Origin of the sequence: Sinobacterium caligoides (genome assembly GCF_003752585.1) — a bacterium.
Taxonomy (GTDB): Bacteria; Pseudomonadota; Gammaproteobacteria; order Pseudomonadales; family Sinobacteriaceae; genus Sinobacterium; species Sinobacterium caligoides.
Genome location: NZ_RKHR01000005.1, coordinates 488711 through 513962, shown reverse-complemented (window position 1 = coordinate 513962; position 25252 = coordinate 488711). Strand labels below are relative to the sequence as shown.

The window sequence follows — 25252 nt, the reverse complement described above, 5'->3', positions numbered from 1 at the left end:
TGGTGATCGTTGTGATGATCAACCTCGGAGAGTTGGGAGGTACGGGTGTTAATTAATTTCTTCTACACACTGAAGCAAGCGGGTGTACCGGTGACACTGCGTGAGTTGCTCGATTTACTCGAGGCACTCAAGCGGCACGTTGTCTTTGCCGATGTTGATGAGTTTTATTTTCTGTCGCGAGTCATCTTGTGCAAAGATGAAAAATACTTCGATCGCTTTGATCGTGCTTTTAGCGTCTATTTTAAAGACCTTCAGAGTATCGATGATTTAATCGAGGCGTTGATTCCCGATGACTGGATGCGCCAGGAGTTTGAAAAATTCCTCAGCGATGAGGAGAAGGCCAAAGTTGAATCGTTAGGTGGTCTCGAAGAGCTCATGAAACAGTTCAAAGAGCGACTCGAAGAGCAGAACGAGCGTCATGAAGGCGGCAACAAGTGGGTGGGTACCGGCGGTACTTCACCCTTTGGGCACGGTGGTTATAACCCTGAAGGCATACGTGTCGGCGGCCCGGGTAAGCACGGTAAAGCGGTCAAGGTGTGGGAAAAGCGCCAATTCAAAGACCTCGATGACAGCGTCGAGCTCGGTACGCGAAACATCAAGGTTGCGTTGCGTCGCTTGCGTAAGTTTGCTCGTACCGGTGCAGCAGAAGAGCTGGATATTGACGACACGATACGCTCGACCGCACGCAATGCCGGCTTGTTAGATATCAAAATGCTGCAGGAGCGTCATAACGCCGTCAAAGTGTTGTTGTTCTTTGATATCGGCGGCTCGATGGATCCCCATATTCAAGTCTGTGAGGAGCTGTTCTCGGCGGCCAGGGCTGAGTTCAAGCACATGGAATATTTCTACTTTCATAACTTTCTTTACGACGATGTGTGGACCAGTAACGAGCGCCGACAGCAGCAACGCAGTAAATTGACGGAGGTGTTGAATACTTTTGGCAGTGACTACAAGGTGATCTTTGTCGGTGATGCGGCGATGTCGCCCTACGAGATCGCCCAGGCCGGTGGCAGTGTCGAGTACTGGAACGAAGAGCCGGGTTATGTCTGGTTTAATCGTTTGAAAGCGCAGTTCGACAAGGTCGTGTGGATTAATCCGCTACCCACGCGAGAGTGGGAGTGGACGCAGTCAGTGGGGATGGTGAAAGAGCTGGTTGAAGACCAGATGTACCCAATGACGGTGGGTGGCCTCGAGGAAGCGATGGGCTATTTGAGCAAGTAATATTGTCTTCACTGCAGTAATGAAAAAACCCTAGCACGGCGGACCGTGCTAGGGTTTTTTGTTTTCGCTGTGACTTATGCCATCGTGTTATGGCTTTGGTATTACCTTATGGCTGTGGTGTTACATTATGACTACGACATTGCGTTATCACTATTGCAGGTAGGCGCTGATCATCCACTGTAGCTTTTCCTGCTCGCGTATATAGTCGCTCATCAGGGCGGCGGTGCCTTCATCGTCCGCTTCAGCGGCTAGGTTGAGCACCTTTCGCTGAAAACTGATCAGTTGGCTAAAGCCAGCTTGCAGGCCCTGCATGCATGACTTTGCGTCGTAGGCGCGGGTGTGCTCTTCGATTAGGCTGTTGTTCGCGTAGACGCTGTAACTGTGATCGGGGGTGCTACCGAGGGTGAGAATTCGCTCGGCGATCTCGTCGATCTTCTGTTGCAGGTCGGTATAGATCTCCTCGAACTTCTCGTGCAGTTCGAAAAAGCCCTGACCTTTGATGTTCCAGTGGTAGCCGCGGCTATTCATATAGTGAACTTGGTAGCTGGCCAGCAGTGTGTTGAGCTCGATGACAAGCTGCTGTGATTTTTCGTGGTCTAGACCGATTAGGTTTGTTGCTGAATTCATTGTCGTTGCCTCTGTAGAATAGTCACCGTGTTTGGTGTTCTGTGTTGATGCGGGCATTATGGTGAAAAGCAGTGGATAGATATAATCGATTAATTCTTTTTGTTTGATCGATTTAATCTATCGTCGTGATGGGCAGGTTGAGTCGCTGTTTGCAGCGGGCAGCAACAAGGCACAACAAGGAGTAACGGAGCAGTAAAAGAAGAAAACAGCAGGCGGCGTCTTGTATCGATAAATCGTTACCGGGCACCTGCCGCTTGTGTTGCCGAGTGCTAGGGTAGGAAGGCGATGAGCGCGCCGGTGACGGCGACGTTGAGTGACTCGACGCCCCGGTTCATCGGGATATTGAGGCCGACGGTGGCGACAGCTTCGACACTCTTCGAGACGCCTTCAGTTTCGTTACCAAGGACATAGACAGCCGATTTAGCCGGTCGATAGTCAAACAGGGTGGTCTTGGCGTAAGAGGACAGTGTGCAGATATCGGCACCGTGTTGCTTGAGCTCGGTAAGGCCTTCTGCGAGGTTGTGGCAGTGGTAGATAGGCATCTTAAAGAGCGTGCCAGCGCTAGCTTTAATGACCAGGGGAGAGAGTGTCACATTCCCCTTACCGGTCGATAGTAGCAGTGCGTCGATATTGCCGGCGCAGGCTGAGCGGATGATCATGCCGAGGTTCTGCGGGTTGGTGATACCGTCAACGGCAAGGATACGTGCCGGCAGCTCTTTTTTGAGCAGCTCATTGGCGCTGCGGTACAGCGGACACTGGATGTCGAGGGCGACGCCCTGATCTTGTTTACCGTTTTTGGAGATGCGTGAGAGCGCTTTACGCTCGTGGTAGAGCACCTCGATGCCACGACGCTCCGCGATATCGATCATCTCCTGCACGGCCTTGGAGGGACGGTTGCTATCGGCAAGGTGCAGCTTGGCAATACTCATCGAGCGGTCGTTCAGCGCCTCGAAGACAGGGTTGCGACCATAGACGGTGATGAGGCTGGCGAGCTGAGATTTTTTGGCAAGATAGCTGTCGCTGTCGCCCTGGTAGCGATTTTTACTCATGAGTCGTGTTTAGCCTGTGCTGAAATGTGCTCGATGACCACATCTAAAAGGAGGGAAGAAGTGATTATAACCCACTCCGTTGTTGTCTTCTATCGTGAAAATCGTCTTCGCAGGCGTTATAATGGACGGCCACTATTTGTGAAAATACCAATCTTAAGAGTATAAAATATGCCTAATATTGATGAGCTGTTTCGCAATAACAGTCAGTGGGCCGCGGCCATTAAAGAAGATAACCCCGATTTTTTTAAGAAACTATCGAAGCAACAGAGCCCAAAGTATTTGTGGATCGGCTGTTCGGATAGCCGGGTACCCGCCAATGAAATTGTTGGTTTGCTACCGGGCGAGTTATTTGTTCACCGCAACGTAGCCAACGTTGTCACTCATACCGACCTTAACTGCCTATCCGTCATTCAATATGCCGTAGAGTACTTGAAGGTCGAGCATATCGCTGTTGTCGGGCACTATGGTTGTGGCGGTGTGGCGGCGTCGATGGAAGATAACGAGCTGGGTCTGATCGATAACTGGTTGCGTAATATTAAAGATATTTACCACCGTAACCTCGACGAGGTGTCGGCAGCAGGGTCTAAGCAAGACCAGATTAATCGCATGTGTGAACTTAATGTGATCGAGCAGGTCGGGCATGTTTGTCATACCACCATTGTGCAGAATGCTTGGAAGCGCGGCCAGAAGCTAGAGGTCCACGGCTGGATTTACGGTTTGAGTGACGGTATGTTGAAAAGCTTGGGTAAACGAATTAGCGGTAAAGATCAGATTCCAGAAACCTATCGGATCTCTTAAACGCACGACGGTATTTGGCGTGTGCAGCAACGTTTTTCATGGAAATAGACCGCAAAGGTCTGGGTGAAGCTATGGTTTTGGATTATCTGTCACGGAATGACAAGGCGTTTGCTGTACAGGATGGCGTTAATCAAATCGACTTTCCTACCTTAGTCGAGCGCAGTTATCGTGTTTATAGTCTGTTACGTAAGTGCGGCGTTGGCCCGGGTGATCACGTGGCGCTGTTACTCGACAACCGCTATGAAAATGTCGAAATTATGCTGGGGGTGCTGCTCAGTGGTGCCTGGCTGACGCCGATCAATTGGCATTTGGCACCGCCTGAGGTCGAATATATTGTCGCCGACTCTGCGGCAACGACACTGTTCTACAGCGCTTCATTATTCGAGCAGAAGCTCAGTGGCTCTGCGGTACTTGAACAGCTAAGACTGGCTATTGACCTCGAGGCGGATTATCCATCAAAGCTAGCGGAAGTGAGCCTGACAAAGCCGGCTGCCGCTGATACAGCTGGCGGTTTGATGATCTATACCAGTGGCACGACAGGTTACCCGAAGGGCGTTAAACGGGTTGCAGCGGATTGTCTTGAGACGATGTTAAGCAATATGCGTCAGGGGGGCCATCACGTTGGCCTCGATGGTGAGGGCGTTCACCTGGTGACGGGGCCGATGTATCACGCCGCGCCGGCACTTTATGCGATTTACGATTTGCTCAACGGTGCCAGCCTTTACTTGATGCAGAAGTTTGACGTGCGCGAGGCGCTGGTGTTGATTGAGCGCTACGGAGTAACGCACACACACTGGGTGCCGACGATGTTTGTGCGTCTGTTGAAGCTACCGCTGGCGGAGCGTCAACTTCATGACTGCAGTAGCCTACGTCTTGTCTTGCACGGCGCAGCCCCTATTTCGGCATCGGTTAAGCAGCAGATGATAGAGGCTTGGGGGACGATACTGGTTGAGTATTGGGGGGGGACTGAAGGTGGCGTCACAACGTTAGTCGACAGTGAGGCGTGGCTTCGTTGCCCGGGAACGGTGGGGCAGGCGTTACCACAATTTGAGGTCTTTAGTGTTGATAAGCAGGGACAGCGGCTTGGCGCTAACGAGATTGGCCTGTTATATGCGCGCCACAGAGATATGCCGCGTGTCTTTGAGTACCACGGGGATGCTGAGAAGACGGCCGCGGCACATCTTTCTTGTGGTGCCTTTACCCTTGGTGATCTTGGTCGCGTTGATGATGACGGTTATGTCTACCTATCTGATCGTCGCTCTAACTTGATTATATCCGGTGGCGTAAACATCTACCCGGCGGAGATTGAGGCGGTGTTAATTGATCACCCTGCTGTCGCCGATGCGGGTGTCTTTGGGGTGCCGGATGACGAATGGGGGGAGCAGGTTGTCGCCGTCATTCAGCCGATGCCAGAGGGGGTGGGGGAAGGCTTGCAGGATGAGCTGATGGCTCATTGTCGGCAGCTATTGGCAGCCTATAAGCTACCTCGGCAGGTGTATATGACGTCAAAGCTGCCCCGCACGCCAGCAGGTAAGCTCTACCTACGGCGTATTCGTGATCAATACCCGCCTCGCGGTTAACGTAAGCTTTTTCGCAGCTCACTAACGCGGCGTATCCAAGGCTGTCCGACCCCTTTCGCGACAGGGTAGTTGGCAACGGCGCGTTGGGCGCTGGCATAGTCTGGGTAGATGTTCTCTATCACCAGGAATAGGTGATTGCTAGGTAGCACTAAAGGCTGATAGTCGGCATAGAGCTGTAAATAGGTAGTGAGTGATTTTTGCTTGGAAAGGGCGCCTAGTTGTACCACGTAATAATTGTCAGGGGCATCGTTGAGGTGGCTGATTTTCAGGGCTGTTGAGTTAGCGCTGGCAGCTAGCTTAGGCTCGCCTTCACTGGCACTGGCACTGGCACTGGCACTGGCACTGGCACTGGCACTGGCACTGGCACTGGTATCGGTATAGACGGTTGCGCTTGGCTGAGTGGCTGTAACGGTTGTGTTTGTTGTCATTTTGCCTTGCCCGCACTGCCAGTGGCCGTTGCTATTGGCGCGGCACTGCCAATCGCTGGTTTCAGCAGGGGGGGGATTCGAAGTGTTACTACTGCAGCCTGCCATCAGGCCTAGAAGACCGCAGATACCGCTAATGAATATGACTTTGGCTACCATAAATCTGCCTAACTTAGTTATACTTACCACCATGTTCTTAGGATGATGTCCCGGAATAATCGACTTCGGGGAGCCTATCGATGACGGTGGCTTTATTGTTGCGCCTATGTCATCAACATTTCAATACTAGCGTAGCGTTTTGAGAATTTATAGACACCTTTTGTCAATCGTAGAGGAATAATCGTGAATAAAAAGCCCGCGCCACGCGCCAGTAAGTCTCGTATTACGTCTGAGCTTCGACGCACTGTTTTATTGGCGGCGGCGGTCTGTCAGCGCTCTTACCCAAACTACCAGCTCTTCTGCCAGGTGAGTGAGTTTACCGACGCAGTGGCGCTACGCAATATACTGAATGTGGTTTGGGAATGGCTATTAGTCGATGGCGCGAAAATTAATTTCGAGCTGCAAGCTGAGAAGCTCGAGGTGATTACCCCCGATGCCGACGATTTCGATATGTTTGGTGTGTACCCCGCCATTGATGCCTGTGTGGTGCTGAACTCTGCGCTCAACTGTGTGTTAGAGGGGGAGGGTGAGAGCTATCGTCGAGAGGTGTTGGCCGTATCGCGCGGTGCGATTGAGGGTTTTCTAGAGATGCAGCAAATTGCGCCAGAAGATTCTGAATTGATTGAGGCGAATGAATACCTGCTCGATACGATTTTGCAGTTGCCCGATGCTGAGCTGAAGTCGGCGACAGTCATTCGTGAACTGCGAAAGTTGGCGATTAATGACGGTGTCAGTAATCTAGGAATTAGTGCGGAGTAACGGGCAGTGCTACCGCTTTATTTATATACCACGTTAGGCTGCCATCTCTGCGAGCTGGCAGAGTGTGAGCTATCCTCGCTATTAGCTCGCTATCAGGTGGAACTGGTTCATGTCGAGGTTGCGGACGATGATCGATTACTGGCGTTCTATGGTGAGCGCATTCCCGTCATTCGCCTAGAAGGGCATAGTGTCGAACTTGGCTGGCCTTTTGATACGGCTCTGGCTGAGCAGTACCTACAGGCCATGCTGCAAGCATCTTCAACTTAGACTGACAAGCAACAACCTTTTTAACCAAGAACAGCAGTGTTAACACTCTAATTAACGCAGGGTGAAAATTCGCTCTGCGTTAAGGCTGGTTTGCGTGGCAATGGCCTCCAGGCTACGGCCGGTGTGCTCGGCGACGGCTGCGGCAACATGGGGCAGTAGGCAGGGTTCGTTGCGACGGGTTTTGGCGGTGAAGCCTGCTGGACGCTGCGCCGCCTTGAGGTCTCGCGGCAGAAGGTAGGGGGCGTCTGTCTCTAATAATAGGCGGTTTTCCGGTATCTCTCTCACTAGCTTTTGCAGCTCGAGGCCACGGCGCTCATCACAGATCCAACCAGTGATGCCGATATAGAGATCGAGGTCGAGGTAGCCGTAGAGCGTCTCTTTATCAGCGGTGAAACAGTGTACGACGGCGTTGGCTAATTGGTCTCGGTGACAGCGCAGCATCTCTAGCATGCGCGCACCGGCGTCTCGCTCGTGAAGAAAGAGAGGCTTTTGAAGTGTGATGGCCGCTTCGATATGCTGCTCAAAACTACTCTGCTGCTCGCTCGGTGTGGAGAAATTACGATTAAAGTCGAGCCCGGTCTCGCCGATAGCAACGACTTTATCTTGTTGCATCAGTTCGAACAATTCAGGCCAGCTGTCAGCGGTTAAGCTGCTGGCGTCGTGGGGGTGTATACCTGCTGTGGCCCAGAAATGATCGGGTTGTTGCTCGCATAGCTGCAGAACGTCGAGGCTTGAGCTAAGGCTCGTTCCCGTCAGCAGCATCTTGGTGACTTGGTGTTCGAGGGCCCGCTCGATAACTTTTTCTCTGTCTTTATCGAATTGTTGATTACAAAGGTTGAGCCCGATATCAATATACAAGATGCTGTCTCTATGTTGGTGAAAAGGTGATAATAGCCTTATTGTACGGCGGCTGGATCCTCGGTTCCAGACTCAGTGTTTTGTTGTGAAGGTATTTATGATGGCAGATGTTATTGTTTCGGAGCTCTATATCCACCCCGTGAAATCACTCAGGGGGATTGCTGTAGACTCGATTGAGCTGGACAAGTTTGGCGCTAAGTATGACCGTCGTTGGATGGTTGTGGATCCAGATGGGCAGTTTATCACCCAGCGTCAGCACTCTGAGATGACAAAGATAAGCACCGCTATCGAGGACGGCCAGCTGACGTTGCGCGACGATAACGGAGAAATACAGGTTGCCGAAGCAAACGCTAATGTTGAGATGCAGGTGAAGGTTTGGGGCGATACCGTCATTGCACAAGATTGTGGTGACGAGGTCGCGCAGTGGTTGGAGCAGCGTTTAGCGGTCGTTTGTCGCCTGGTGTATATCGCCGACCATATCGACCGTATTGTTGCCCCGGCTTATAGCGATGGCCAGCAGACTGTTGGCTTTGCTGACGGTTTTCCCTTGATGGTGATTTCGCAGGCGTCGTTAGATGACTTGAATGGACGGCTGGAGGAAAAAGTAACGATGAGCCGTTTTCGGCCCAACATCGTCGTTGGTGGTTGTGAGCCTTTTGCCGAAGATAGTTGGTCCAGTCTTAAGCATGAGCGAGTGAACTTTACGGTAGCGAAGCCTTGTTCTCGCTGCTCTATTCCCTCTTTGGATCCGTTGACGGGGGAGCGCCATGCAACCTTGAATAGAGTGTTAGCTTCTTATCGACGTCGTGATAGGGCGATTTACTTTGGGCAAAACCTAACCTTCGATGCGTTGACGAAAATCCAACGTGGCGATCGTTTAGTCGTGTCTACCGTCGATAGTGAGCTTAGCTAAGAGATTGGCGAGCGGGACTAACACTTCATTCTTGTGGGCGGCGTTTTCCTGGAAGAGAAAGGTACGGTGATGAGGTGAGAAAATCGCTTGATTCTGACGCAGGGAAGCGTTGATGATCGGCCAGTATCATACTGGGTTGACCGAGTAAGTAACGATAGATGGCATTAAAAACGAGCGTGTTCTGTACGTAGTGTCTGACCTGTTGATAGGGAATGCTTTCTATCCACTGGTCAAGGTCGGTAATCTGACGGTTTTTTTCCACCCAGCTTTCGATGATATCGGGGCCTGCCTCGTAGGCGGCGCAAGCAAGCGAATAATTGTTATTAAATCGATCGAGTAGCTGCTTGAAGTAGCGAGCCCCTAGTTGGATGTTAATACGAGGGTCGAGTAGTGTTTTCGAGCGCTCATGTGATTGCCCGTGCTTAATCTGCAGCTGCATCAGCCCTATTTCACCGACACTAGAGCGGTGGCCTGGGTCAAACTGGCTCTCCTGTCGAATAATAGCGAACAACCAGCTGGGGTGTATCTGTGTGCTCTCACTGGCAACTTTAACGAAATAGCGATAGGCAGTGGGGAATCTCAGGTTGAGGTGATCCCAGAGTTGAGCCTGAATAATTGTTTGCACGCTCTGGTGGTGGAGCTGGTTGTGGTGGGCGGCAACGGCCACCATTCTTTGCTGGCTCGGGTTTAATGAGGCGATGCCGTGCTGCCACTCCCTCCTAGCAAGCTTCGTTGCGCCAAAGTGATAGAGTTCGATGGCGCGGCGCAGTGAAGCATTTTGCTGAAAAATACCGTTGGTGTGTGTGATTTGAGGGGTTAGCGGTTGTGATTGGTCGTTGAACTGAGGGGGCGTCTTACTTCGCGCTGCTGCAAGAAACCCGTAGTAGTTACGCTGTTGTGCTAACGCTTGATAATGTTTTTGCCACCGAGCTGATTCGCTTGGCGAGGACTTTTCCTGTGCGCGAATGGACCAGTACTGCCAGCGCGGACTCATTTGTAGTGTGTGCGGGAGCTGTTCAATCAACGAACTAATTTCTTGCCAATGATTATTGGTCAGCGCCAGTGTTATTTTAAACTCTGTTAGCGCGGGGTGCTGAAATTCAGTGTCGATGGTTTTGAGCCATTGATAAGCATCGCCGGGTGACTCAAGGGTGATTTGCCAGGCGATATAGTAGGCGCTTTTTTCGTAGGCCTGTTTGGTTAACTTTGTCTCTGGCAAAAGTAGCATTGCTTGCGGTGGTGACAGCTCAGCAAGTTTTTTGATGGCATAGGCGCTAACAAGGAGGTTTTCGTTAAGGCTCAAGCCAGAGTAAATGGTGCTGGCTTGCTCGGGAGACGAGCGAGCTTTGAGCAGTTGGTTGGCTAAATGTTGGTCCTTGGGGTTGAGGTAAAAATAGAGCGTATTGGCATTGTCAGTATTGCTTTTAAAGAGGCTGAGATAACGTGCCCAGATATCGTCATCTGCAATGATGGCTTGCTGCAGTGCGTTACTGAATAAAATAAGACACTGCTCATGGAGGGTGCCATTCTGTGCCCATAGCTGGCGGACGCTATTGTGGAGGTTGGGTGCGATGACATTGTTGCCGCTGTGGGCCAATAATCGCGCGCACTGCATATCGGTTGATTGGAAGCGTGTTTCATCATCGTGCTTGATGAAACCGGGCCAATCTTGTAGTTGCACCTTGTGTCGGAGCCAGAGGTACTGCAGGCGCTCGGCAATAAGGCTGCCGGTGTTGGCACGGAGGAAGAGGCCAACATCGGCATCGTCGATAGTGCCGAAATTCTTTAATAGTTGATGGTATTCCAGATAGGGGCGCAGCGGATAACCTGCCAGCTGTTGATAGAGTCGTTGAAAGTTTATGGTGTCGTTATTTTCAGTGGCTTGTATGGCCTCAATATACAGCAGCCTCTGTTGTACGCGTTGAGTATTGGATATTACTTGGGCGCTCGCCTCGGGAGATAAGCTGAGAATAATGATCAAAAATCGCCATAACAAAAGCTTAGGTTTTGCAAGAAGGGAGTTATGTCTGGTGGGAATAATCGTCAAAACGGCTCCGAATATTCTACAGGGGTATATTTTAGTGTAGTGAAAATTAGGAAGGTGTAGCGATTAGTGGGTGCGAAGAGTAAAATTGGCGGAAATTTTTGATAGAGCAGTATTATGCCTTTGGTTCGAGTGAGTGCCGCCCAGCTGAGTTATGGGACGCAGATATTATTGGATAACGTTGATTTTCAAATCGATAAAGGCGAGCGGGTATGTATTACCGGGCGTAATGGTGTCGGCAAATCCACCTTGCTGAAGGTGATTCAAGGCGATATCAAGCTGGATGGCGGTGAGCTTTGGTTTGATAGCGGGGTGAGGATCTCTTGCTTGCAACAGGAGCTGCCTGCAGCAGATGATCGCCTTGTCGATAGCGTGGTGGCTGAGGGGTTGCCTGGTGTTGGAGAGCTTCTGGCGGCTTTTAATGAGCTTTCGATGCAAGAGCTTGACGAAAAAGGGCTAAAAAAGCTGGCAAAGATTCAGCACGATATCGACAGTGTCGATGGTTGGTCAGCACAGGCTAAAATCGACAATGTGATGAGCCGTTTAAAGCTGCCAAGCGGTGTCTCTATGAGCACGTTGTCGGGGGGGTGGCGTCGTAAAGTGGCTCTGGCCAAGGCGTTAGTATGCGAGCCAGACTTGTTATTACTGGACGAGCCGACTAACCATCTTGATTTAGCAACCATTGACTGGCTAGAAAAGCAGTTACTGGACTTCCGTGGCGCATTGTTATTCGTCACCCACGACCGGGCTTTGTTGCAGAACTTAGCGACACGTATTATTGAACTCGACCGCGGTTGGGCCTTTAGTTGGAAAGGGGATTATCACAGCTTCTTAGAGTATCGTGAGCAACGCTTAGCGACTGAAGAAAAGCATAATGAGCTCTTTGATAAGCGTCTGGCGGAAGAGGAAGTGTGGATTCGTCAGGGCATTAAGGCTCGCCGTACCCGCAACGAGGGTCGGGTGCGGGCGCTTAAGGCGCTGAGAAATGAGCGAGCCGAGCGTCGTAATGTGACCGGTAAAGCGAATATAGCGACGCAGTCGTCGGAAAAATCGGGCAAGATTGTCATTGAGGCACAAGACTTAAGACATAGCTTTGCCGATAAAAAGATTGTCGATGGTTTCTCAACGGTGATTCAGCGCGGTGATCGTATTGGCATCATTGGCAACAACGGTGCGGGAAAAAGTACCCTGTTGAAGATGTTTTTGGGGCAGCTGCAACCGATGGCTGGGACGATCAAGCAGGGAACAAAACTGGAAGTCGCCTACTTTGACCAATTACGCACAGAGCTCGATGGCGAAAAAAATATCATCGACAACGTTTCACAGGGGCGAGACTTTATCGAGGTTAACGGTAAAGATCGGCATATATATAGCTATCTATCAGATTTCCTGTTCTCGCCAGAGCGAGCCAGAACACCCGTAGGCGTGCTGTCGGGGGGGGAGCGTAATCGTGTCATGCTCGCAAAGTTGTTTAGTCAGCCGTCTAACCTGTTGGTGCTCGATGAGCCTACTAACGATTTGGATGTGGAGACGCTGGAGCTGCTCGAAGAAATTTTAATGAACTACCCAGGCACGATGTTGTTGGTGAGTCACGACCGAGCCTTCATGGATAATGTCGTTACTAGCAGTATTGTTTTTGAGGCACCTGGCCGGGTGCGTGAGTACATTGGTGGATATAGTGACTGGAAGACGCAGGGAGGCACGATAAGTGTGACGGCTGCAACGGAGGAAAAGCCACAGGTCACTGCTGCTGTTGAGGTGAAGGAAACTCCTGCCGCCAGTAAAAAATTGAGCTTTAAGCTGAAGCATGAGCTGGAAAAGTTACCCGCTAAAATTGAGGCTCTCGAAGAGCAGAATGAACTGTGGCAGGCACAAGTTGCCGATAGTGGTTTTTATCAGCGTCCTCGCGAAGAGCAGGATAAGGTGCTTGCTCAGCTAGCTGAAGCAGAGCAGGCACTGGAGGTGGCGGTTGAGCGTTGGGCTGAGTTGGAGGAGTTGGCCTCGGAATAATTATTCGCTTTCCTCGACACGTACAGCTAAGACGTCACAGCCTGCACCATGGAGTACGCCGTTAGCGGTCGAGCCAAAAATTAAGGCAAGACCGTGGCGGCCGTGGCTACCGACGACGATAAGGTCGGCGTTAATGGCGGCAGCAAGATTGTGAATCTCAGTTTCTGGTCGGCCAAGGGTGAGATGGCAGCTTTCATCGTCAATACCGATATTGCTCGCTATCTCCTGCAGTTGGTGTTTAGCTTGGTTCATTAAATCTTGTTGGATGTCAGAAAAATCCAGAGGGATATCGCTACCATAGGTAAAGCTGAGCGGCTCAACCACATGGATAATGCTGATTTTAGCGCCGTAAAATTGAGCGAGTGAACGAGCCTTTTGGCAAACTTGGGGGCTGTCTGTACTAAGGTCTATCGCCAATAAAATATGCGTGTAATCAGACATAGGTGTACTCCTAGCTATTATTACGTGACGTGTTGATATTATTTACTCATTGCCGATTAAACGGCAGTTTCAAGTCACCTGTCAAACGGTGATTTGTTACAACAATAGCATGTATTGATCTATGGCTTATATTGTAATTATCTTAGTGATTATCATGGCGATTTCGCCGGTTATCTGGATGCGCCCTAGTCCTAGGCAGAAACAGCTTGTTCGTTTGCGAGAACACGCTGCAAAGATGCATATGCAGGTATCTATTAGAACGCTGCCACCGCGCTTGCAGCGTCGTCATGACAACCCGACGATGACCTGTTACCTAACCAATCACCCGAGGAACAAGCAAGCGGATACGGATAAGCCACGTCCACTTTGGTATGTCTCGGTCGTCGATGCGGGTTTTGAGTGGATTGGTAAACCTGATTTGATGATACAAGAAGCTTTGCAACGTCTTTGCGCGACACTACCGAAAGGGTGTTGTTATCTTGAGGCCGAACAGGGGTTTGTTGGTGTCTATTGGTTGGAACAGGGGACTGAGGAGAGGGTCGACAAGATTGCGAGTATTATTTCAGAAGTGATGAAACTGCAAAATGAACAGCGTTAATTAAGAGGTCGATATGGTTAAGACAGGTCTATATAAGCACTACAAAGGTGCCTTTTACCAGGTTGAGGGAGTGGCGAAGCACTCTGAAACAGAGGAGGCGCTTGTTGTTTATCGGCCGACGTATGGTGATCAAGGCTTGTGGGTGAGACCGTTGTCGATGTTTGTTGAGACGGTTCAGGTGGCGGGCGAGTGGCAGCCACGTTTTGCTTATGTGGGAGATGAAGAGAAAACCACGGTGTAACAATAGTGGCGCTAATCAACAGTAGCTAATCAACTATATGCCACCAGTGTTGCCATTAATTTTCACTGCCGATAATGCTTCACTAATAGCCTAAATTAGTCCCCTTAACTGTGGCATATCATATGGTTAATTGCTTGCGGAGGGGGAGGGTAGTGATATACGAATTTGTCGAAAGTTGTGTTCAGTGCTTGACCTAGGTACTACTGTACTATTATAACTTCCGCAATTGCATACATTTACCATATTACTACTCATAGAGATTGTAGGGAGCTAATGGCCAAATCTTTAGTTATTGTCGAGTCGCCAGCGAAAGCTAAGACTATTAATAAATATCTTGGTAATCAATACGTTGTTAAATCCAGCGTAGGGCATATACGAGACTTACCAACCAGTGGTAGCAAAAAGTCTGCTGTCGATCCAAGCGCTCGCGCTAAAGAGGCAGCTAAAACTCGCAAAATGCCAGCGGACAAGAAGGCAGCCTACAAGAAACAAAAAGCTAAAGACCAGCTTATACGTCGAATGGGTATAGACCCTGAGAAAAACTGGGAGGCACACTACGAGACCCTACCTGGCAAAGAGAAAGTGGTCAGTGAGCTGAAGCGCCTTGCGGAGAACGCTGAAACCATCTATCTCGCAACGGATTTGGACCGTGAGGGTGAGGCAATTGCCTGGCACTTGCGGGAAACAATTGGTGGAGAAGATAGTAAGTACCGCCGTGTAGTATTTAACGAAATTACCAAGACGGCGATTACGGAAGCTTTTGACACTCCGTCTGAGCTCGACATGAGTCGCGTTAACGCACAGCAAGCGAGACGTTTTCTCGACCGTGTTGTGGGTTATATGGTTTCGCCATTACTGTGGGCTAAGGTCGCACGAGGCTTGTCCGCAGGCCGGGTTCAATCTGTTGCAACAAGGTTAGTGGTTGAGCGTGAGAAAGAGATTCGAGCCTTTGTGCCTGAAGAGTACTGGGATGTCTCGGCTGACCTGGTAACAGCAGCACAACAAAACCTTAATTTAGAGGTTAAGCGACATAACGGCGAGGCCTTTAAGCCGGTCAATGAAGCGATGACGATGGCCGCCGTGGCTGAATTAAAGGCGGCGACTTATATTGTCGCGAGTCGTGATGATAAGCCAACCAAGACCAAGCCAACAGCCCCCTATATTACATCGACTTTGCAGCAGGCTGCGAGTACTCGACTTGGCTTTGGTGTTAAGAAGACGATGATGATGGCGCAGCGTCTTTATGAGGCGGGTTATATTACTTATATGCGTACTGACTCGACTAATTTGAGTGCAGAGGCTGTGGCGAACTGCCGTGACTACATACAAAGCAGCTATGGCGACAAGTACTTGCCTGAGGGCGCCATCTCCTATAGCAGTAAAGAAGGTGCCCAGGAGGCACACGAGGCGATTAGACCCTCTGATGTTAGCTGCCAAACATCGCACCTGAAAAATATGGAGCGCGACGCAGAGCGATTATACGAGCTCATTTGGCGTCAATTTGTTGCCTGTCAGATGGTGCCAGCAGAATTCACCTCATCTTCTATCGTGGTCAAAGCTGCGGATTATGAGCTCCGTTGTAAGGGGCGCGTTATTCGTTTTGACGGTTTTATGAGAGTGCAGCCAGCACAGGCGAAGAAGGCAGAAGACGTTATCTTGCCTGATGTAAAACAGGGAGAAGAGCTCCAGCTCAACCGTATTGATCCCAAGCAGCACTTCACCAAGCCAACAGCGCGTTTTACCGAGGCGAGCCTTGTTAAGGAGCTGGAAAAACGTGGTATTGGTCGCCCGTCAACCTATGCGGCTATTATCTCTACGATTCAAGATCGCGGTTATGTGCGAGTAGAAAATCGCCGGTTCTTTGCAGAGAAGATGGGTGATATTGTCAGTGATCGTTTAGAAGAAAGCTTCCGCGATCTGATGGATTACAGTTTTACAGCGAGAATGGAAGAGTCTCTGGATGCTGTTGCAGAGGGTAGCCAAGATTGGAAAGACTTGTTAGATCAGTTCTACAAAGAATTCTTGGTGCAGTTGCAGCAGGCTGAGGCGGAAGAGGGTGGGATGCGCGCAAATCTCCCCACGCCGACAAATATAAAATGTCCCGATTGTGGTCGTGACATGCAGATACGTACTGCCAGTACAGGGGTCTTTTTAGGTTGTTCTGGTTATGCGTTGCCGCCAAAAGAGCGCTGTAAGTGTACGATCAACCTGGTTTCTGGTGATGAGGCGGTAAGTACCGAAGTTGATGAAGAGGTTGAGTCGCGTTTGCTGCGCAATAAGCGTCGCTGCAGCATTTGTAACACGGCAATGGAGTCCTACCTCATTGATGAAGAGCGTAAGCTACATGTTTGTGGCAGTAACCCTGATTGCTCTGGTTATGAAATTGAGGCTGGTAGTTTCAAGATAAAAGGCTACGAAGGACCAGTTCTAGAGTGTGATAAGTGTGGCTCAGAAATGCAGCTTAAATCGGGGCGTTTTGGTAAGTACTTCGGCTGTACGAATGATGGCTGTAAGAATACACGCAAGCTACTGCGCAGTGGCGAAGCAGCGCCGCCAAAGATGGATCCTGTGCCTATGCCAGAGCTAACTTGCTTGAAAGTCGACGATACGTATATCTTGCGCGACGGTGCTGCAGGTCTGTTCCTGGCGGCGAGTAAGTTCCCTAAAAACCGTGAGACTCGTGCGCCATTAGTAACGGAGCTGCTGCCGCATAAGAGTGAAATCGACCCTAAGTACGCTTTCTTGATGTCTGCACCGGTAGCTGATCCAGACGGTAATCCAGCGATTGTTCGTTATAGTCGTAAAACCAAGGAGCAATATGTGATGAGCGAAGTTGAGGCGAAAGCCAGCGGCTGGACTGCTTATTATGTCGGTGGAAAGTGGGTTGAGGAGCAAAAGAAGAAGCGTGTTACGAAAAAGAAGGCTGATAAGTAATGCTTACTCGTTAAGCAAGTGCGCGTCCTAATGAAAAAGCCTGCTTTACTGCAGGCTTTTTTTCGAGTTTTTATCGTGTGAATGATGGCCGAATGAGTGTGAGGTGAGTGATGTTGAGAGATGTACAGCGCAGAGGCGCGCAGTTGCTGGGGTATGCTGATCAACAGTTATCAATGTTGGCACAGGCGGATGAGCAGCAGCATTTTGGTTTTTTAGAGGCTGCGACCCATCACTTGTATCAGGCGTGTCGATGCTACTTAGCTGAAGTGGCGATTGCTTACGGTGTCTCTTATGGCGAGTTGTCTGGAGATGGTGCTGTCGAGGAGCTGCTTGCCGTATTTTCAGCAAAGGGCTTGAATAGTGGCGAATTAAACGAGCTACATAGTGCAGATTGGTGGCAGTTGTTGAGGCGCTTACAGTCGAACTCACTGAGGTTGGAGGAGAGGGTTCGCGTTCGACAAAACCCAGCGGTCATTGCGGTGCAGGTGAGTGATGATGCGGGGCTGACGCGATCGAATATCGTTTCAATAAGAAATGAAATGATGTTGTTAATACAGCGACAAAGGAGTGATGCACAGGAATCTTAACCTTGTTTTAGCTCATGTATGCCTTAAAACAGGGGGAGAGCGTGAAATAAATGGTAACTATTGCAGTTGCGCCCTTGTTTCGTGGAATAAGGCGGTGTTATAACTAACAGACCGATTAATTAGAAGAAAAGGTGAGCATGGTGTCATCCTTATTGGAAATTGTTGAGCTTGCCAATGGTGAGATCGTCCTTAGAAGTGCCGATGGCGACAATCGCCCATTAATTAATATTCGTTTTGGCAGTGCCTCGGACCTGGTTTCTTCGGCAGATCGCCTCGAGGTGGCAAAAGCCATGATTCAGGCGGGTATGGCAACTTTTGCTGAAATCGTTGAGAATCAAGAGGAGCAGGCAGATATGCTCACGGCAGATGAGTGCTTTGAAAGCACCGAGACTGAGATGATCTGCGATATGGTTTTACATTAATCAATTACTAAAAGGCATTCATTATCCCTCTTTTTCGGGCTACTGGCCGTCTTAAAGTACGAGTAGGCAGTGGCTATTACCATTATTGGCGGCATAGCAGAGCTGTCTACGGTCTAGCGCACTGTCGTCCTCAATGTTGGCGATCACGGTATTACTTCGGCCATTATTGAGGCAGCGTAGTAAGAGTGCATTGGTTTCTGCTTGTGACTTAGTATTAATAATCAGTATGGGGCGCTGATCGAGGCCAAACTCTTTTAGTTTGCTTCTGTTAAGTGGTGGTGGGTTTATCCAGGTGACCCAGCGACTATCATCGCTACTGCTTAGGTGACTGATGATAGGGAGTAGTAACAGCTCTTGGCAGTGCTTACCTTTGATCGCCAGTTCGGTAATACACTCTGTATAGCCGGCTTGTGTCTCTTGGTTTTCTAGGGCTGCAAATAGGGGCATGTTATCGTCCTTTGCTGGTGGCTTGGTGCAGTCGCAGTGATCCAGTAGCGTGCACCAATCGAATATTAATGACGGCGAATGACGCCTACGCTGATACCTTCAATGGTTACTTCTTGATCTGCTAAATCGACAATGATGGGTTCGAACTCCTCATTCTCAGGAAGAAGCATAAGTTGACGTTTATTTTTTCCGTACTTTAAACGCTTTACTGTGACCTCGTCATCGATGCGAGCGACAACAACTTGCCCCTCTCTGACGTCGCTGGTGCTATGTACTGCCAGTAAGTCACCATCCATAATGCCGATGTTTTTCATGCTTTCGCCTCTGACACGCAATAGGTAGTCAGCAGTGGGGGAGAAAAACTGTTCGGGCATTTTTACATGATCATCAATATTTTGTTCTGCCAAGATTGGGTTGCCTGCAGCGACCTGACCGATAATGGGTAACCCAAGGTCTTCCTCCTGTGCGGTGATGCGAATTCCTCTAGAGGTGCCAGGAATGATCTCTATAGCCCCTTTTTTGGCGAGAGCACGAAGGTGTTCTTCTGCTGCGTTAGCGGATTTAAAGCCAAGCTCTTTGGCGATATCGGCACGTGTCGGTGGCAAGCCGCTATCTCGGATATGTCGCTTGATGAGTGAGAGGACTTCTGCCTGTCTTGCTGTTAGTTTAATCATGGCGCCTATCTGTTTGTTTATACAGTTGCTGTAACTATATACAGTATATTCTTGAGGCGCAACAAGACTGACTAATTTGTTCGTTATTTATTCATAGGTCATTGAATAGATTTTCATAAGTGATCGATTGAAGAGGGTCCTCACCTAGGTTCATCGTAGTCGTTGAGTCCTCGGCATACCCTTGCTCCTTTTCAACTTCGTAAGGGGCGGTCCAGTCTTCTGGCGCGGCGATTTGCTGTAGGTTGTCTTGTAGCCAGCTATCTATATCGTACTCACCGATTTCGCCGTCTATGTATTGGATTTCGATGCTAGAGCTGATGTCGTCTAAGGCAACGACCTCAAAGATAGCGCCTTCTTCTGCCTTATACCATTGACCGATTTTTGCGATTTGCGTTGCCATTTCAATTCTCCCAACAAATGCAATGTTGCAAAGTTTGTGTTGTGGAGGCTATGTTATGAGCTTGTTATTTTAAGCCGTCAAGTGATGTCGTGTAGAATTACGCGATACAGCACTGAAGTTGGAGGCTAATAAAGCTATTATTGTTTTCGTATAGTCTTATTAAATCAAGGGGTAGAAGGTGGAGGGTAATATTTTTCAGCGTATAGAGATGTGGCTTCCTGAGTGGCTAAAGGGGCCAATATTATTATTGCTTGGTGCGTTTGTTTTCGCGTTTGTAGTGAGCTGGATGGCTCGTATACTAATTCGACGTTTGCAGGCACAGCTACTTAAAAACAATCGGCAGTGGGATGACTTGTTGTTGTCGGCGATGCGGGGGCCTACTTCAGCGTTTATTTGGTTGTTTGTGGGAAGTTGGACGGCTCAGAGGTTATTGCCAGCAGTGAATGATGAAGAGCTGCAGCCTTTGATCATGTTTAAAGATATTGCCTTCATCTGCATATTGGCGTGGCTGTTAGTGCGCTTTGTACGGCTGGCGGAAACGCTGTTTGAGTCTCGTGGTGGGCTAATCAACCTCGATGCAGCGGCGATTCACACCATTGGTAAGTTGTTGAGAATAATAATTGTGCTGATTGTAGTGCTGATTTGTATCCAGCGACTTGGCTATAGTATCTCGGGAATCTTGGCTGTGGGTAGTATCGGCGGTATCGCGATTAGTTTTGCGGCTAAGGATTTGCTGGCTAACTTCTTCGGGGGGTTGATGGTGTATTTGGATCGCCCCTTTGCTATTGGTGATTGGGTTCGTTCGCCGGATACTGAAATGGAGGGGACGGTAGAGCATATTGGTTGGCGTACGACACGAATTCGCACTTTTGATCAGCGCCCGCTCTATGTGCCTAACTCGGTCTTTGCCAATGTTGCTGTTGAAAACCCCTCGCGTATGCTGAATCGGCGTATCTATGAGACGGTGGGGGTTCGCTATAATGATATTAAGGCGCTTGAGTTTATTGTACGTGATGTCAGGCAGATGCTAGAGAATCATCCGGATATTGACATGCGTAAGACGCTGATTGTTAACTTCAATAGCTTCGGTGCCTCGTCACTCGACTTCTTCGTTTATACCTTTACCAAGACCACGAACTGGGTTTTGTTTCACGAGATTAAGCAGGATGTATTGCTTAAGATTGCGGCCATTATCGAGCAACACGGTGCTGATATTGCCTACCCAACTACAACGTTGAAGCTTGAGGATATAGTGACGGCGGCCTCCGAAGAGGCCGAGAGCTAGCTGTTTTCTGCGGCATTGTTTTCTGATGGGGTGTGTCTGGTAATCTTGATCAGCATGCCCATCATCGGATGGTCAATATAGTGCAGCTCATTACTGCGCATTTTGATGTTGTCGTCGAGGTGGATTGTGCTGCTGAGGGCGTCATCAATAGGTGCGGGCAGAAGAGGGTGGTTTACGATGAACTCATCGCCAGGCTGTTGAGGGTAAAGCGCGCTGAACTGCTGGGTATTATCTGCTAGGGAGGCGGTCGATGTCTCGTCGAACTCGCTAAGCCATACATCTGCGCTGACATCGAGAAAACGATTAAGTTGAATATTTAGTGCGCCTTCGATGCTGCTATCTTTACCGTGCTTCATGCCCTGTTGAAAGACCACAGCCGGAGATGTTTCGCCATCGATAAAGGGCATTATCCACGCCTCATGAAAGACCACGTCGTATTGCCCTTTTCGCTTTAGAGCTAAGCCCTCGGCGGCGAGTGAGTGTTTGGCTTTGCTGAGGTATGGATAGCTTTTTGTTGTCGAGTCTTTTTGGTTGAGCGCGGCTGCTGTGTTGATTGCCACGCTGTGTGCAGGGCTCGTGGTTGAGTCGGCGGGCGATTGGCTGCTTACTATTTTATGGGGGGGCGTGGGCGCGTTGAGTAGGATGCTGTTGGCCGGTGGGTTGAAGTCAATGTGTTGTGGCCACTGCTCTTGTGCCTCTTCAGGCACTGTCGCGTTATTCTTAAACAGGATGACCTCTACTTGGTACCAGCGTGTATTGTTGTTTTTGACCGCGATGCTGGATTCGTCGGCTTCTTGGCCGTAACTCAGGTTGCAGGCAATAAGCGTGAGTGCCGCAAAGATGCGGGTGACGATGTTGGTGGGGGAAAAGCTTGTGGGTAATACTCGACAGCAAAACATAGTACACCTATATAATTTCTCTTATTAGGTGTACTACTTTATCAGGCTGGTAGGCTTATAGCATTAGCCTTTTGTTAGAAAGCTAACTGATTGATGAGTTTTTGAACGTTGTCGAAGCGTTGTTCAACATCTTCCATTTTTTGTTTGAAGCGAAGTGTGGTTGCGCCTTCGAGCTGATATCGACTGGGCTGGGTTTGCACAAGAGTGACGATTTTCATGGGCTCGATTGTGGTGTTTGCTGAGAAGATAAGGCGACCGCTACTGGGGCCAGCTTCTAGCTTTTGAATGCCCAGTGGTTCGATCAGTAGGCGTAGCTCTGTGAGTCTAAACAAGTTCTTTACTTGTTGTGGCAGCAGGCCAAATCGGTCAATCATTTCTACCTGTAGATCTTTTAATTGCTCAGAGGTTTTGGCGCCACTGATGCGCTTGTAAAGAATGAGGCGGCCGTGTACGTCAGGCAGGTAATCGTTGGGGATGAGTGCTGCCAACTTGAGGTCGACCTCGGCGCCTTGGTTGAGCGCCTTCTCGATATTGGGGGTCTTACCTTGCTTGATGGCGTCAATTGCCTCTTCAAGCATTTCCATATAGAGCGAAAAGCCAACGGTTTGAATTTGTCCGCTCTGTTCATCACCCAATAGCTCGCCAGCGCCACGAATTTCCATGTCGTGGGTGGCGAGGGTAAAGCCTGAGCCGAGGTCCTGGGCCTCCGCTATCGCTTCGAGGCGCTTAATGGCGTCTTTACTCAGGGCCTTAGGGTTTGGGGTGAGCAGGTAGGCGTAGGCTTGGTGGTGTGAGCGACCGACACGGCCACGTAACTGATGAAGCTGGGCGAGGCCAAATTTATCTGCGCGATCAATGATGATGGTGTTGGCAGAGGGGATATCGATACCGGTTTCAATGATGGTCGTGCAGACGAAGACGTTATAGCGTTTGTGATAGAAGTCGCTCATTACCTGTTCGAGCTCTCTCTCGCGCATTTGGCCGTGGCCTATGGCAACGCGGGCCTCTGGGATCAGCTCTTCAATATCGCGTGCAGCCTTTTCGATATTCTTGACTTCGTTGTGCAGATAGTAGACCTGCCCTCCACGAAGCAGTTCACGTAAAATCGCTTCCTTGATGGTGGGATCTTGCTTTTCCTGCACAAAGGTCTTTACCGAAAGGCGTTTGGCGGGCGGAGTGGCGATGATCGATAGGTCGCGCATCCCGGACATAGCCATGTTGAGGGTACGAGGGATAGGCGTGGCGGTCATTGTCAAGATATCGACCTGGGCACGTAGTGATTTAAGGGTCTCTTTCTGTTTGACACCGAAACGGTGTTCTTCGTCGATGATTAAAAGCCCTAGGTCTTTGTACTTTATTTCGTTTTGGATGAGTTTGTGGGTGCCGATGATAATGTCGATGCTGCCATCAGCCAGTTTGGCGATGACTTTCTTTTGTTCGCTAGCCGTTTTGAAGCGAGAAATGACTTCGATGTTAACGGGCCAGTCGGCAAAACGATCGCAGAAAGATTCATAGTGTTGTTGGGCGAGTAGCGTTGTTGGTACCAGAATGGCGACTTGTTTACCTGCTTCGGCGGCGATGAAGGCAGCGCGCATAGCGACTTCGGTCTTGCCGAAGCCGACATCACCACAGATCAGTCGATCCATCGGTGTGTTGGCGCGCAAGTCGCTACGGACGGCAATGATAGCCTGCTCTTGATCGGGTGTTTCCTCGAAAGGGAAACCGGCGGAAAAGAGGCGATAGTTTTCGTCGCTGGCGGCCAGTGATTGGCCGCGGCGAGCGGCTCTACGGGCGTAGATATCGAGTAACTCGGCAGCGACATCGTGTATCTGTTCGATAGCTTTGCGCTTGGCCTTTTGCCACTGCTCGTTGCCGAGTCTGTGTAGTGGTGCGTGCTCATCGTCGCTGCCGCTATAACGGCTAATGAGGTGTAGTGATGATACCGGTACATAGAGTTTGGTGTCATTGGCATAGCTAAGAGCTAAGAATTCTACCTCTTGCCCACCTACACCGATGCTCTCCAGTCCTAGGTAGCGACCAACACCGTGGTCGAGGTGGACGACCGGGGCGCCAACTTTGAGTTCGTTGAGGTTGCGAATGACGGCTTCGGTGTTGTCCTGTACCTTCTTGCGGCGACGGCTTTGCATTACCCGTTGGCCGAACAGCGAGGCCTCTGTGATGACACAGATATCAGCTTCTTCGAAAATCACACTCTGTTGTAGCGGGGCAATAATAATGCCGTGGCCCTGGCCGTCTAAGAAGCTCTGCCAGTCGTTATACGTCAGCGGTTGTAGCTGGTGTTTACCTAGCTGTTCCAGCATGGCCTCTCTGCGGCCGGCGCTCTCGCAACAAAAGAGAGCTCGGCCGCTAAAGCCGGCTAGCTGATCTTTAAGCGCGAGGTAGGGGTCGCTAGTCGGACTAATGCTGAGTTCAGGGAAGGGGCTGATAGGCAGGTTGAGCCTGCCGCTGCTCGTTTTAATGCGCTCGCTCGATAGGGTTATCTGAGGATGTTGCTTGAGTTCAGCGAACAGCTCCTCAATCGGGCAGAACATAACGTGCGGCGGAACGATAGGGTTTCTGGCGTCAATGGAACGTGCCTCGTAACGTTCGCAAACGTCGCCCCAAAATGTTTCGCCAGCTTGCAGGCTGTCTTGTTGTAGCAGCGTGAGGCTGTCTTTGGGTAAGTAGTTAAGTAGTGTCTGCGTCTGCTCAAAAAATAGTGGCAGGTAATACTCGATGCCGGCCGGTGCCATGCCTTGGCTGACATCTTTGAATGTCGCCGAGTCGCGGGAGTCCTTGAAGGTCTCGAACCATTGGTCTTTGAATAGGCGGATACCGGCTTTATCGAGGGGGAACTCTCGTGCCGGAAGGAGCTTGATCTCCTGTACCTTGCCGATGGTGCGCTGGCTTTCAATATCGAAGCTGCGCAAGGTCTCGATTTCGTCATCAAACAGGTCGATGCGGTAGGGTGTCTTGCTCCCCATGGGGAAAATGTCGATGACGGCGCCGCGCAGTGCGAATTCGCCGTGCTCGTAGACCGTATCGACGCAGCGGTAGCCTGATTGTTCAAGCTTGAGGCGGTAGCTGTCGATATCAAGGGTGTCGCCTACGCTGTGCACAAGTGAGTTGGCATCGATATAACTGGAGGGGGCGAGACGATGCATTAGTGTCGAGATGGGGGTAATCAATACTCCGCGACGCTGATGAGGAAGTTGGTAGAGGGCCTGCAGGCGCTCAGAGATTATGTCTTGGTGTGGCGAGAAGCTGTCGTAGGGTAGGGTCTCCCAGTCGGGAAAGTGGATGACTGGGATGTCTTTGTCATCAGCGAGATAAAATTGAACCTCTTCCTCTAGTCGATTGGCCTCACTGGTGTTGCTAGTGAGTAGTAGTATCAATCCCGAATGGTTGCGGGCAGTCTCGGCGATAGCCAGTGCCTGACCTGCGCCGAGTAGGTTACCCCACTGAATTTTATTACCTTTTATCGTACGTTGAAGAGCGCTGAAAACCTCGGCCACGAGTAATCCTATATATAGACGAAAATGAAGCACCGTGCTGTTGCATGCTAATCAGCCGGCGAGTGGTTGGTCGCGGGCAGCTATTGTACCTAACTCTGC

General features: G+C 50.1%; 24 protein-coding genes. 13 read left to right on the top strand and 11 right to left on the bottom strand.

The window, feature by feature from the left end:
- Positions 1–45: 45 nt before the first annotated feature.
- Entirely contained in the window at positions 46–1221 is a 1176-nt protein-coding gene (locus EDC56_RS14590; protein ID WP_123713286.1) for a vWA domain-containing protein, read from the top strand.
- Positions 1222–1371: 150 nt separating this feature from the next.
- On the opposite strand, the gene EDC56_RS14585 is transcribed toward EDC56_RS14590, so the two are convergent.
- Both EDC56_RS14585 and EDC56_RS14580 read right to left on the bottom strand, forming a co-directional pair.
- Positions 1372–1848 (bottom strand): Dps family protein, encoded by a 477-nt coding sequence (locus EDC56_RS14585; RefSeq protein ID WP_123713367.1) that lies wholly within the window; start codon positions 1846–1848, stop codon positions 1372–1374.
- Positions 1849–2117: 269 nt separating this feature from the next.
- On the bottom strand, positions 2118–2897 hold the full coding sequence (locus EDC56_RS14580) for a TrmH family RNA methyltransferase (RefSeq protein ID WP_123713285.1): 780 nt from the start codon (positions 2895–2897) through the stop codon (positions 2118–2120).
- A gap of 168 nt (positions 2898–3065) precedes the next feature.
- On the opposite strand from EDC56_RS14580, the gene can reads away from it, so the two are divergent.
- A complete protein-coding gene (gene can, locus EDC56_RS14575; RefSeq protein WP_123713284.1) occupies positions 3066–3695 on the top strand; it encodes a carbonate dehydratase in 630 nt (209 codons plus the stop codon).
- Positions 3696–3733: 38 nt separating this feature from the next.
- The gene (locus EDC56_RS14570) at positions 3734–5275 is read left to right on the top strand and encodes an AMP-binding protein (protein ID WP_123713283.1); all 1542 of its coding nucleotides are present in this window, start codon (positions 3734–3736) and stop codon (positions 5273–5275) included.
- Here the strand turns inward: EDC56_RS14570 and EDC56_RS14565 are convergent.
- Positions 5272–5859 carry an SPOR domain-containing protein gene (locus EDC56_RS14565; protein ID WP_123713282.1) on the bottom strand — a complete coding sequence of 196 codons (588 nt, stop codon included), beginning with the start codon at positions 5857–5859 and terminating at the stop codon, positions 5272–5274. The two genes, EDC56_RS14570 and EDC56_RS14565, sit on opposite strands and share 4 nt — an antisense overlap.
- Positions 5860–6042: 183 nt before the next feature.
- On the opposite strand from EDC56_RS14565, the gene EDC56_RS14560 reads away from it, so the two are divergent.
- Both EDC56_RS14560 and EDC56_RS14555 read left to right on the top strand, forming a co-directional pair.
- Complete coding sequence (locus EDC56_RS14560) at positions 6043–6618, top strand: YjaG family protein (RefSeq protein ID WP_211333716.1); 576 nt, start codon at positions 6043–6045, stop codon at positions 6616–6618.
- A gap of 6 nt (positions 6619–6624) precedes the next feature.
- Positions 6625–6885 (top strand): glutaredoxin family protein, encoded by a 261-nt coding sequence (locus EDC56_RS14555; RefSeq protein WP_123713281.1) that lies wholly within the window; start codon positions 6625–6627, stop codon positions 6883–6885.
- 51 nt (positions 6886–6936) lie between these two features.
- Here EDC56_RS14555 and EDC56_RS14550 read toward each other — a convergent pair whose 3' ends face one another.
- Positions 6937–7743 carry a TatD family hydrolase gene (locus EDC56_RS14550; protein WP_123713280.1) on the bottom strand — a complete coding sequence of 269 codons (807 nt, stop codon included), beginning with the start codon at positions 7741–7743 and terminating at the stop codon, positions 6937–6939.
- Between the two features lie 97 nt (positions 7744–7840).
- On the opposite strand from EDC56_RS14550, the gene EDC56_RS14545 reads away from it, so the two are divergent.
- The gene (locus tag EDC56_RS14545; RefSeq protein WP_123713279.1) at positions 7841–8656 is read left to right on the top strand and encodes an MOSC domain-containing protein; all 816 of its coding nucleotides are present in this window, start codon (positions 7841–7843) and stop codon (positions 8654–8656) included.
- A gap of 25 nt (positions 8657–8681) precedes the next feature.
- Here the strand turns inward: EDC56_RS14545 and EDC56_RS14540 are convergent, their stop codons facing one another.
- Positions 8682–10637, bottom strand: a complete 1956-nt coding sequence (locus tag EDC56_RS14540; RefSeq protein WP_148059424.1) for a transglycosylase SLT domain-containing protein — start codon at positions 10635–10637, stop codon at positions 8682–8684.
- A 180-nt stretch (positions 10638–10817) separates the two neighbouring features.
- Between EDC56_RS14540 and EDC56_RS14535 the strand changes: the two genes are divergently transcribed.
- Positions 10818–12710 (top strand): ATP-binding cassette domain-containing protein, encoded by a 1893-nt coding sequence (locus EDC56_RS14535; protein ID WP_123713277.1) that lies wholly within the window; start codon positions 10818–10820, stop codon positions 12708–12710.
- On the opposite strand, the gene EDC56_RS14530 is transcribed toward EDC56_RS14535, so the two are convergent.
- Positions 12711–13151 (bottom strand): universal stress protein, encoded by a 441-nt coding sequence (locus tag EDC56_RS14530; protein WP_123713276.1) that lies wholly within the window; start codon positions 13149–13151, stop codon positions 12711–12713.
- A gap of 121 nt (positions 13152–13272) precedes the next feature.
- On the opposite strand from EDC56_RS14530, the gene EDC56_RS14525 reads away from it, so the two are divergent.
- The 5 genes from EDC56_RS14525 (at position 13273) to EDC56_RS14505 (ending at position 17933) form a co-directional block, all read left to right on the top strand.
- Positions 13273–13749: a hypothetical protein gene (locus EDC56_RS14525; RefSeq protein WP_123713275.1), complete on the top strand. Its 477-nt coding sequence runs from the start codon at positions 13273–13275 to the stop codon at positions 13747–13749.
- A gap of 13 nt (positions 13750–13762) precedes the next feature.
- On the top strand, positions 13763–13990 hold the full coding sequence (locus tag EDC56_RS14520) for a DUF1653 domain-containing protein (RefSeq protein WP_123713274.1): 228 nt from the start codon (positions 13763–13765) through the stop codon (positions 13988–13990).
- A gap of 273 nt (positions 13991–14263) precedes the next feature.
- Positions 14264–16924 (top strand): type I DNA topoisomerase, encoded by a 2661-nt coding sequence (topA, locus tag EDC56_RS14515; RefSeq protein WP_123713273.1) that lies wholly within the window; start codon positions 14264–14266, stop codon positions 16922–16924.
- 110 nt (positions 16925–17034) lie between these two features.
- Positions 17035–17511: a hypothetical protein gene (locus EDC56_RS14510; protein WP_123713272.1), complete on the top strand. Its 477-nt coding sequence runs from the start codon at positions 17035–17037 to the stop codon at positions 17509–17511.
- A gap of 137 nt (positions 17512–17648) precedes the next feature.
- Positions 17649–17933 (top strand): hypothetical protein, encoded by a 285-nt coding sequence (locus EDC56_RS14505; RefSeq protein ID WP_211333715.1) that lies wholly within the window; start codon positions 17649–17651, stop codon positions 17931–17933.
- A 51-nt stretch (positions 17934–17984) separates the two neighbouring features.
- Here the strand turns inward: EDC56_RS14505 and EDC56_RS14500 are convergent, their stop codons facing one another.
- The 3 genes from EDC56_RS14500 to EDC56_RS14490 all read right to left on the bottom strand — a co-directional run bounded on the left by EDC56_RS14500 (position 17985) and on the right by EDC56_RS14490 (position 19454).
- The gene (locus EDC56_RS14500; protein ID WP_123713271.1) at positions 17985–18380 is read right to left on the bottom strand and encodes a SulA-like leucine-rich domain-containing protein; all 396 of its coding nucleotides are present in this window, start codon (positions 18378–18380) and stop codon (positions 17985–17987) included.
- A 65-nt stretch (positions 18381–18445) separates the two neighbouring features.
- On the bottom strand, positions 18446–19054 hold the full coding sequence (gene lexA, locus EDC56_RS14495; RefSeq protein WP_211333714.1) for a transcriptional repressor LexA: 609 nt from the start codon (positions 19052–19054) through the stop codon (positions 18446–18448).
- A gap of 91 nt (positions 19055–19145) precedes the next feature.
- Entirely contained in the window at positions 19146–19454 is a 309-nt protein-coding gene (locus tag EDC56_RS14490) for a DUF6763 family protein (RefSeq protein WP_123713270.1), read from the bottom strand.
- A gap of 286 nt (positions 19455–19740) precedes the next feature.
- Between EDC56_RS14490 and EDC56_RS14485 the strand changes: the two genes are divergently transcribed.
- Positions 19741–20739 (top strand): mechanosensitive ion channel family protein, encoded by a 999-nt coding sequence (locus tag EDC56_RS14485; RefSeq protein WP_245980708.1) that lies wholly within the window; start codon positions 19741–19743, stop codon positions 20737–20739.
- Here EDC56_RS14485 and EDC56_RS14480 read toward each other — a convergent pair.
- The gene (locus tag EDC56_RS14480; RefSeq protein WP_123713269.1) at positions 20736–21638 is read right to left on the bottom strand and encodes a CsiV family protein; all 903 of its coding nucleotides are present in this window, start codon (positions 21636–21638) and stop codon (positions 20736–20738) included. The two genes, EDC56_RS14485 and EDC56_RS14480, sit on opposite strands and share 4 nt — an antisense overlap.
- A 74-nt stretch (positions 21639–21712) precedes the next feature.
- A complete protein-coding gene (gene mfd, locus EDC56_RS14475; RefSeq protein ID WP_211333713.1) occupies positions 21713–25153 on the bottom strand; it encodes a transcription-repair coupling factor in 3441 nt (1146 codons plus the stop codon).
- Positions 25154–25252: the final 99 nt, after the last annotated feature.

Excerpts from the sequence above, each read along its gene's own strand:
- EDC56_RS14585 (WP_123713367.1), bottom strand. The coding sequence starts at position 1,848 with ATGAATTCAGCAACAAACCTAATCGGTCTAGACCACGAAAAATCACAG.
- EDC56_RS14580 (WP_123713285.1), bottom strand. The coding sequence starts at position 2,897 with ATGAGTAAAAATCGCTACCAGGGCGACAGCGACAGCTATCTTGCCAAA.
- can (WP_123713284.1), top strand. The coding sequence starts at position 3,066 with ATGCCTAATATTGATGAGCTGTTTCGCAATAACAGTCAGTGGGCCGCG.
- EDC56_RS14570 (WP_123713283.1), top strand. The coding sequence starts at position 3,734 with ATGGAAATAGACCGCAAAGGTCTGGGTGAAGCTATGGTTTTGGATTAT.
- EDC56_RS14565 (WP_123713282.1), bottom strand. The coding sequence starts at position 5,859 with ATGGTAGCCAAAGTCATATTCATTAGCGGTATCTGCGGTCTTCTAGGC.
- EDC56_RS14545 (WP_123713279.1), top strand. The coding sequence starts at position 7,841 with ATGATGGCAGATGTTATTGTTTCGGAGCTCTATATCCACCCCGTGAAA.
- EDC56_RS14535 (WP_123713277.1), top strand. The coding sequence starts at position 10,818 with ATGCCTTTGGTTCGAGTGAGTGCCGCCCAGCTGAGTTATGGGACGCAG.
- EDC56_RS14530 (WP_123713276.1), bottom strand. The coding sequence starts at position 13,151 with ATGTCTGATTACACGCATATTTTATTGGCGATAGACCTTAGTACAGAC.
- EDC56_RS14525 (WP_123713275.1), top strand. The coding sequence starts at position 13,273 with ATGGCTTATATTGTAATTATCTTAGTGATTATCATGGCGATTTCGCCG.
- EDC56_RS14520 (WP_123713274.1), top strand. The coding sequence starts at position 13,763 with ATGGTTAAGACAGGTCTATATAAGCACTACAAAGGTGCCTTTTACCAG.
- topA (WP_123713273.1), top strand. The coding sequence starts at position 14,264 with ATGGCCAAATCTTTAGTTATTGTCGAGTCGCCAGCGAAAGCTAAGACT.
- EDC56_RS14510 (WP_123713272.1), top strand. The coding sequence starts at position 17,035 with ATGTTGAGAGATGTACAGCGCAGAGGCGCGCAGTTGCTGGGGTATGCT.
- EDC56_RS14505 (WP_211333715.1), top strand. The coding sequence starts at position 17,649 with ATGGTGTCATCCTTATTGGAAATTGTTGAGCTTGCCAATGGTGAGATC.
- EDC56_RS14500 (WP_123713271.1), bottom strand. The coding sequence starts at position 18,380 with ATGCCCCTATTTGCAGCCCTAGAAAACCAAGAGACACAAGCCGGCTAT.
- lexA (WP_211333714.1), bottom strand. The coding sequence starts at position 19,054 with ATGATTAAACTAACAGCAAGACAGGCAGAAGTCCTCTCACTCATCAAG.
- EDC56_RS14490 (WP_123713270.1), bottom strand. The coding sequence starts at position 19,454 with ATGGCAACGCAAATCGCAAAAATCGGTCAATGGTATAAGGCAGAAGAA.
- EDC56_RS14485 (WP_245980708.1), top strand. The coding sequence starts at position 19,741 with ATGGCTCGTATACTAATTCGACGTTTGCAGGCACAGCTACTTAAAAAC.
- EDC56_RS14480 (WP_123713269.1), bottom strand. The coding sequence starts at position 21,638 with ATGTTTTGCTGTCGAGTATTACCCACAAGCTTTTCCCCCACCAACATC.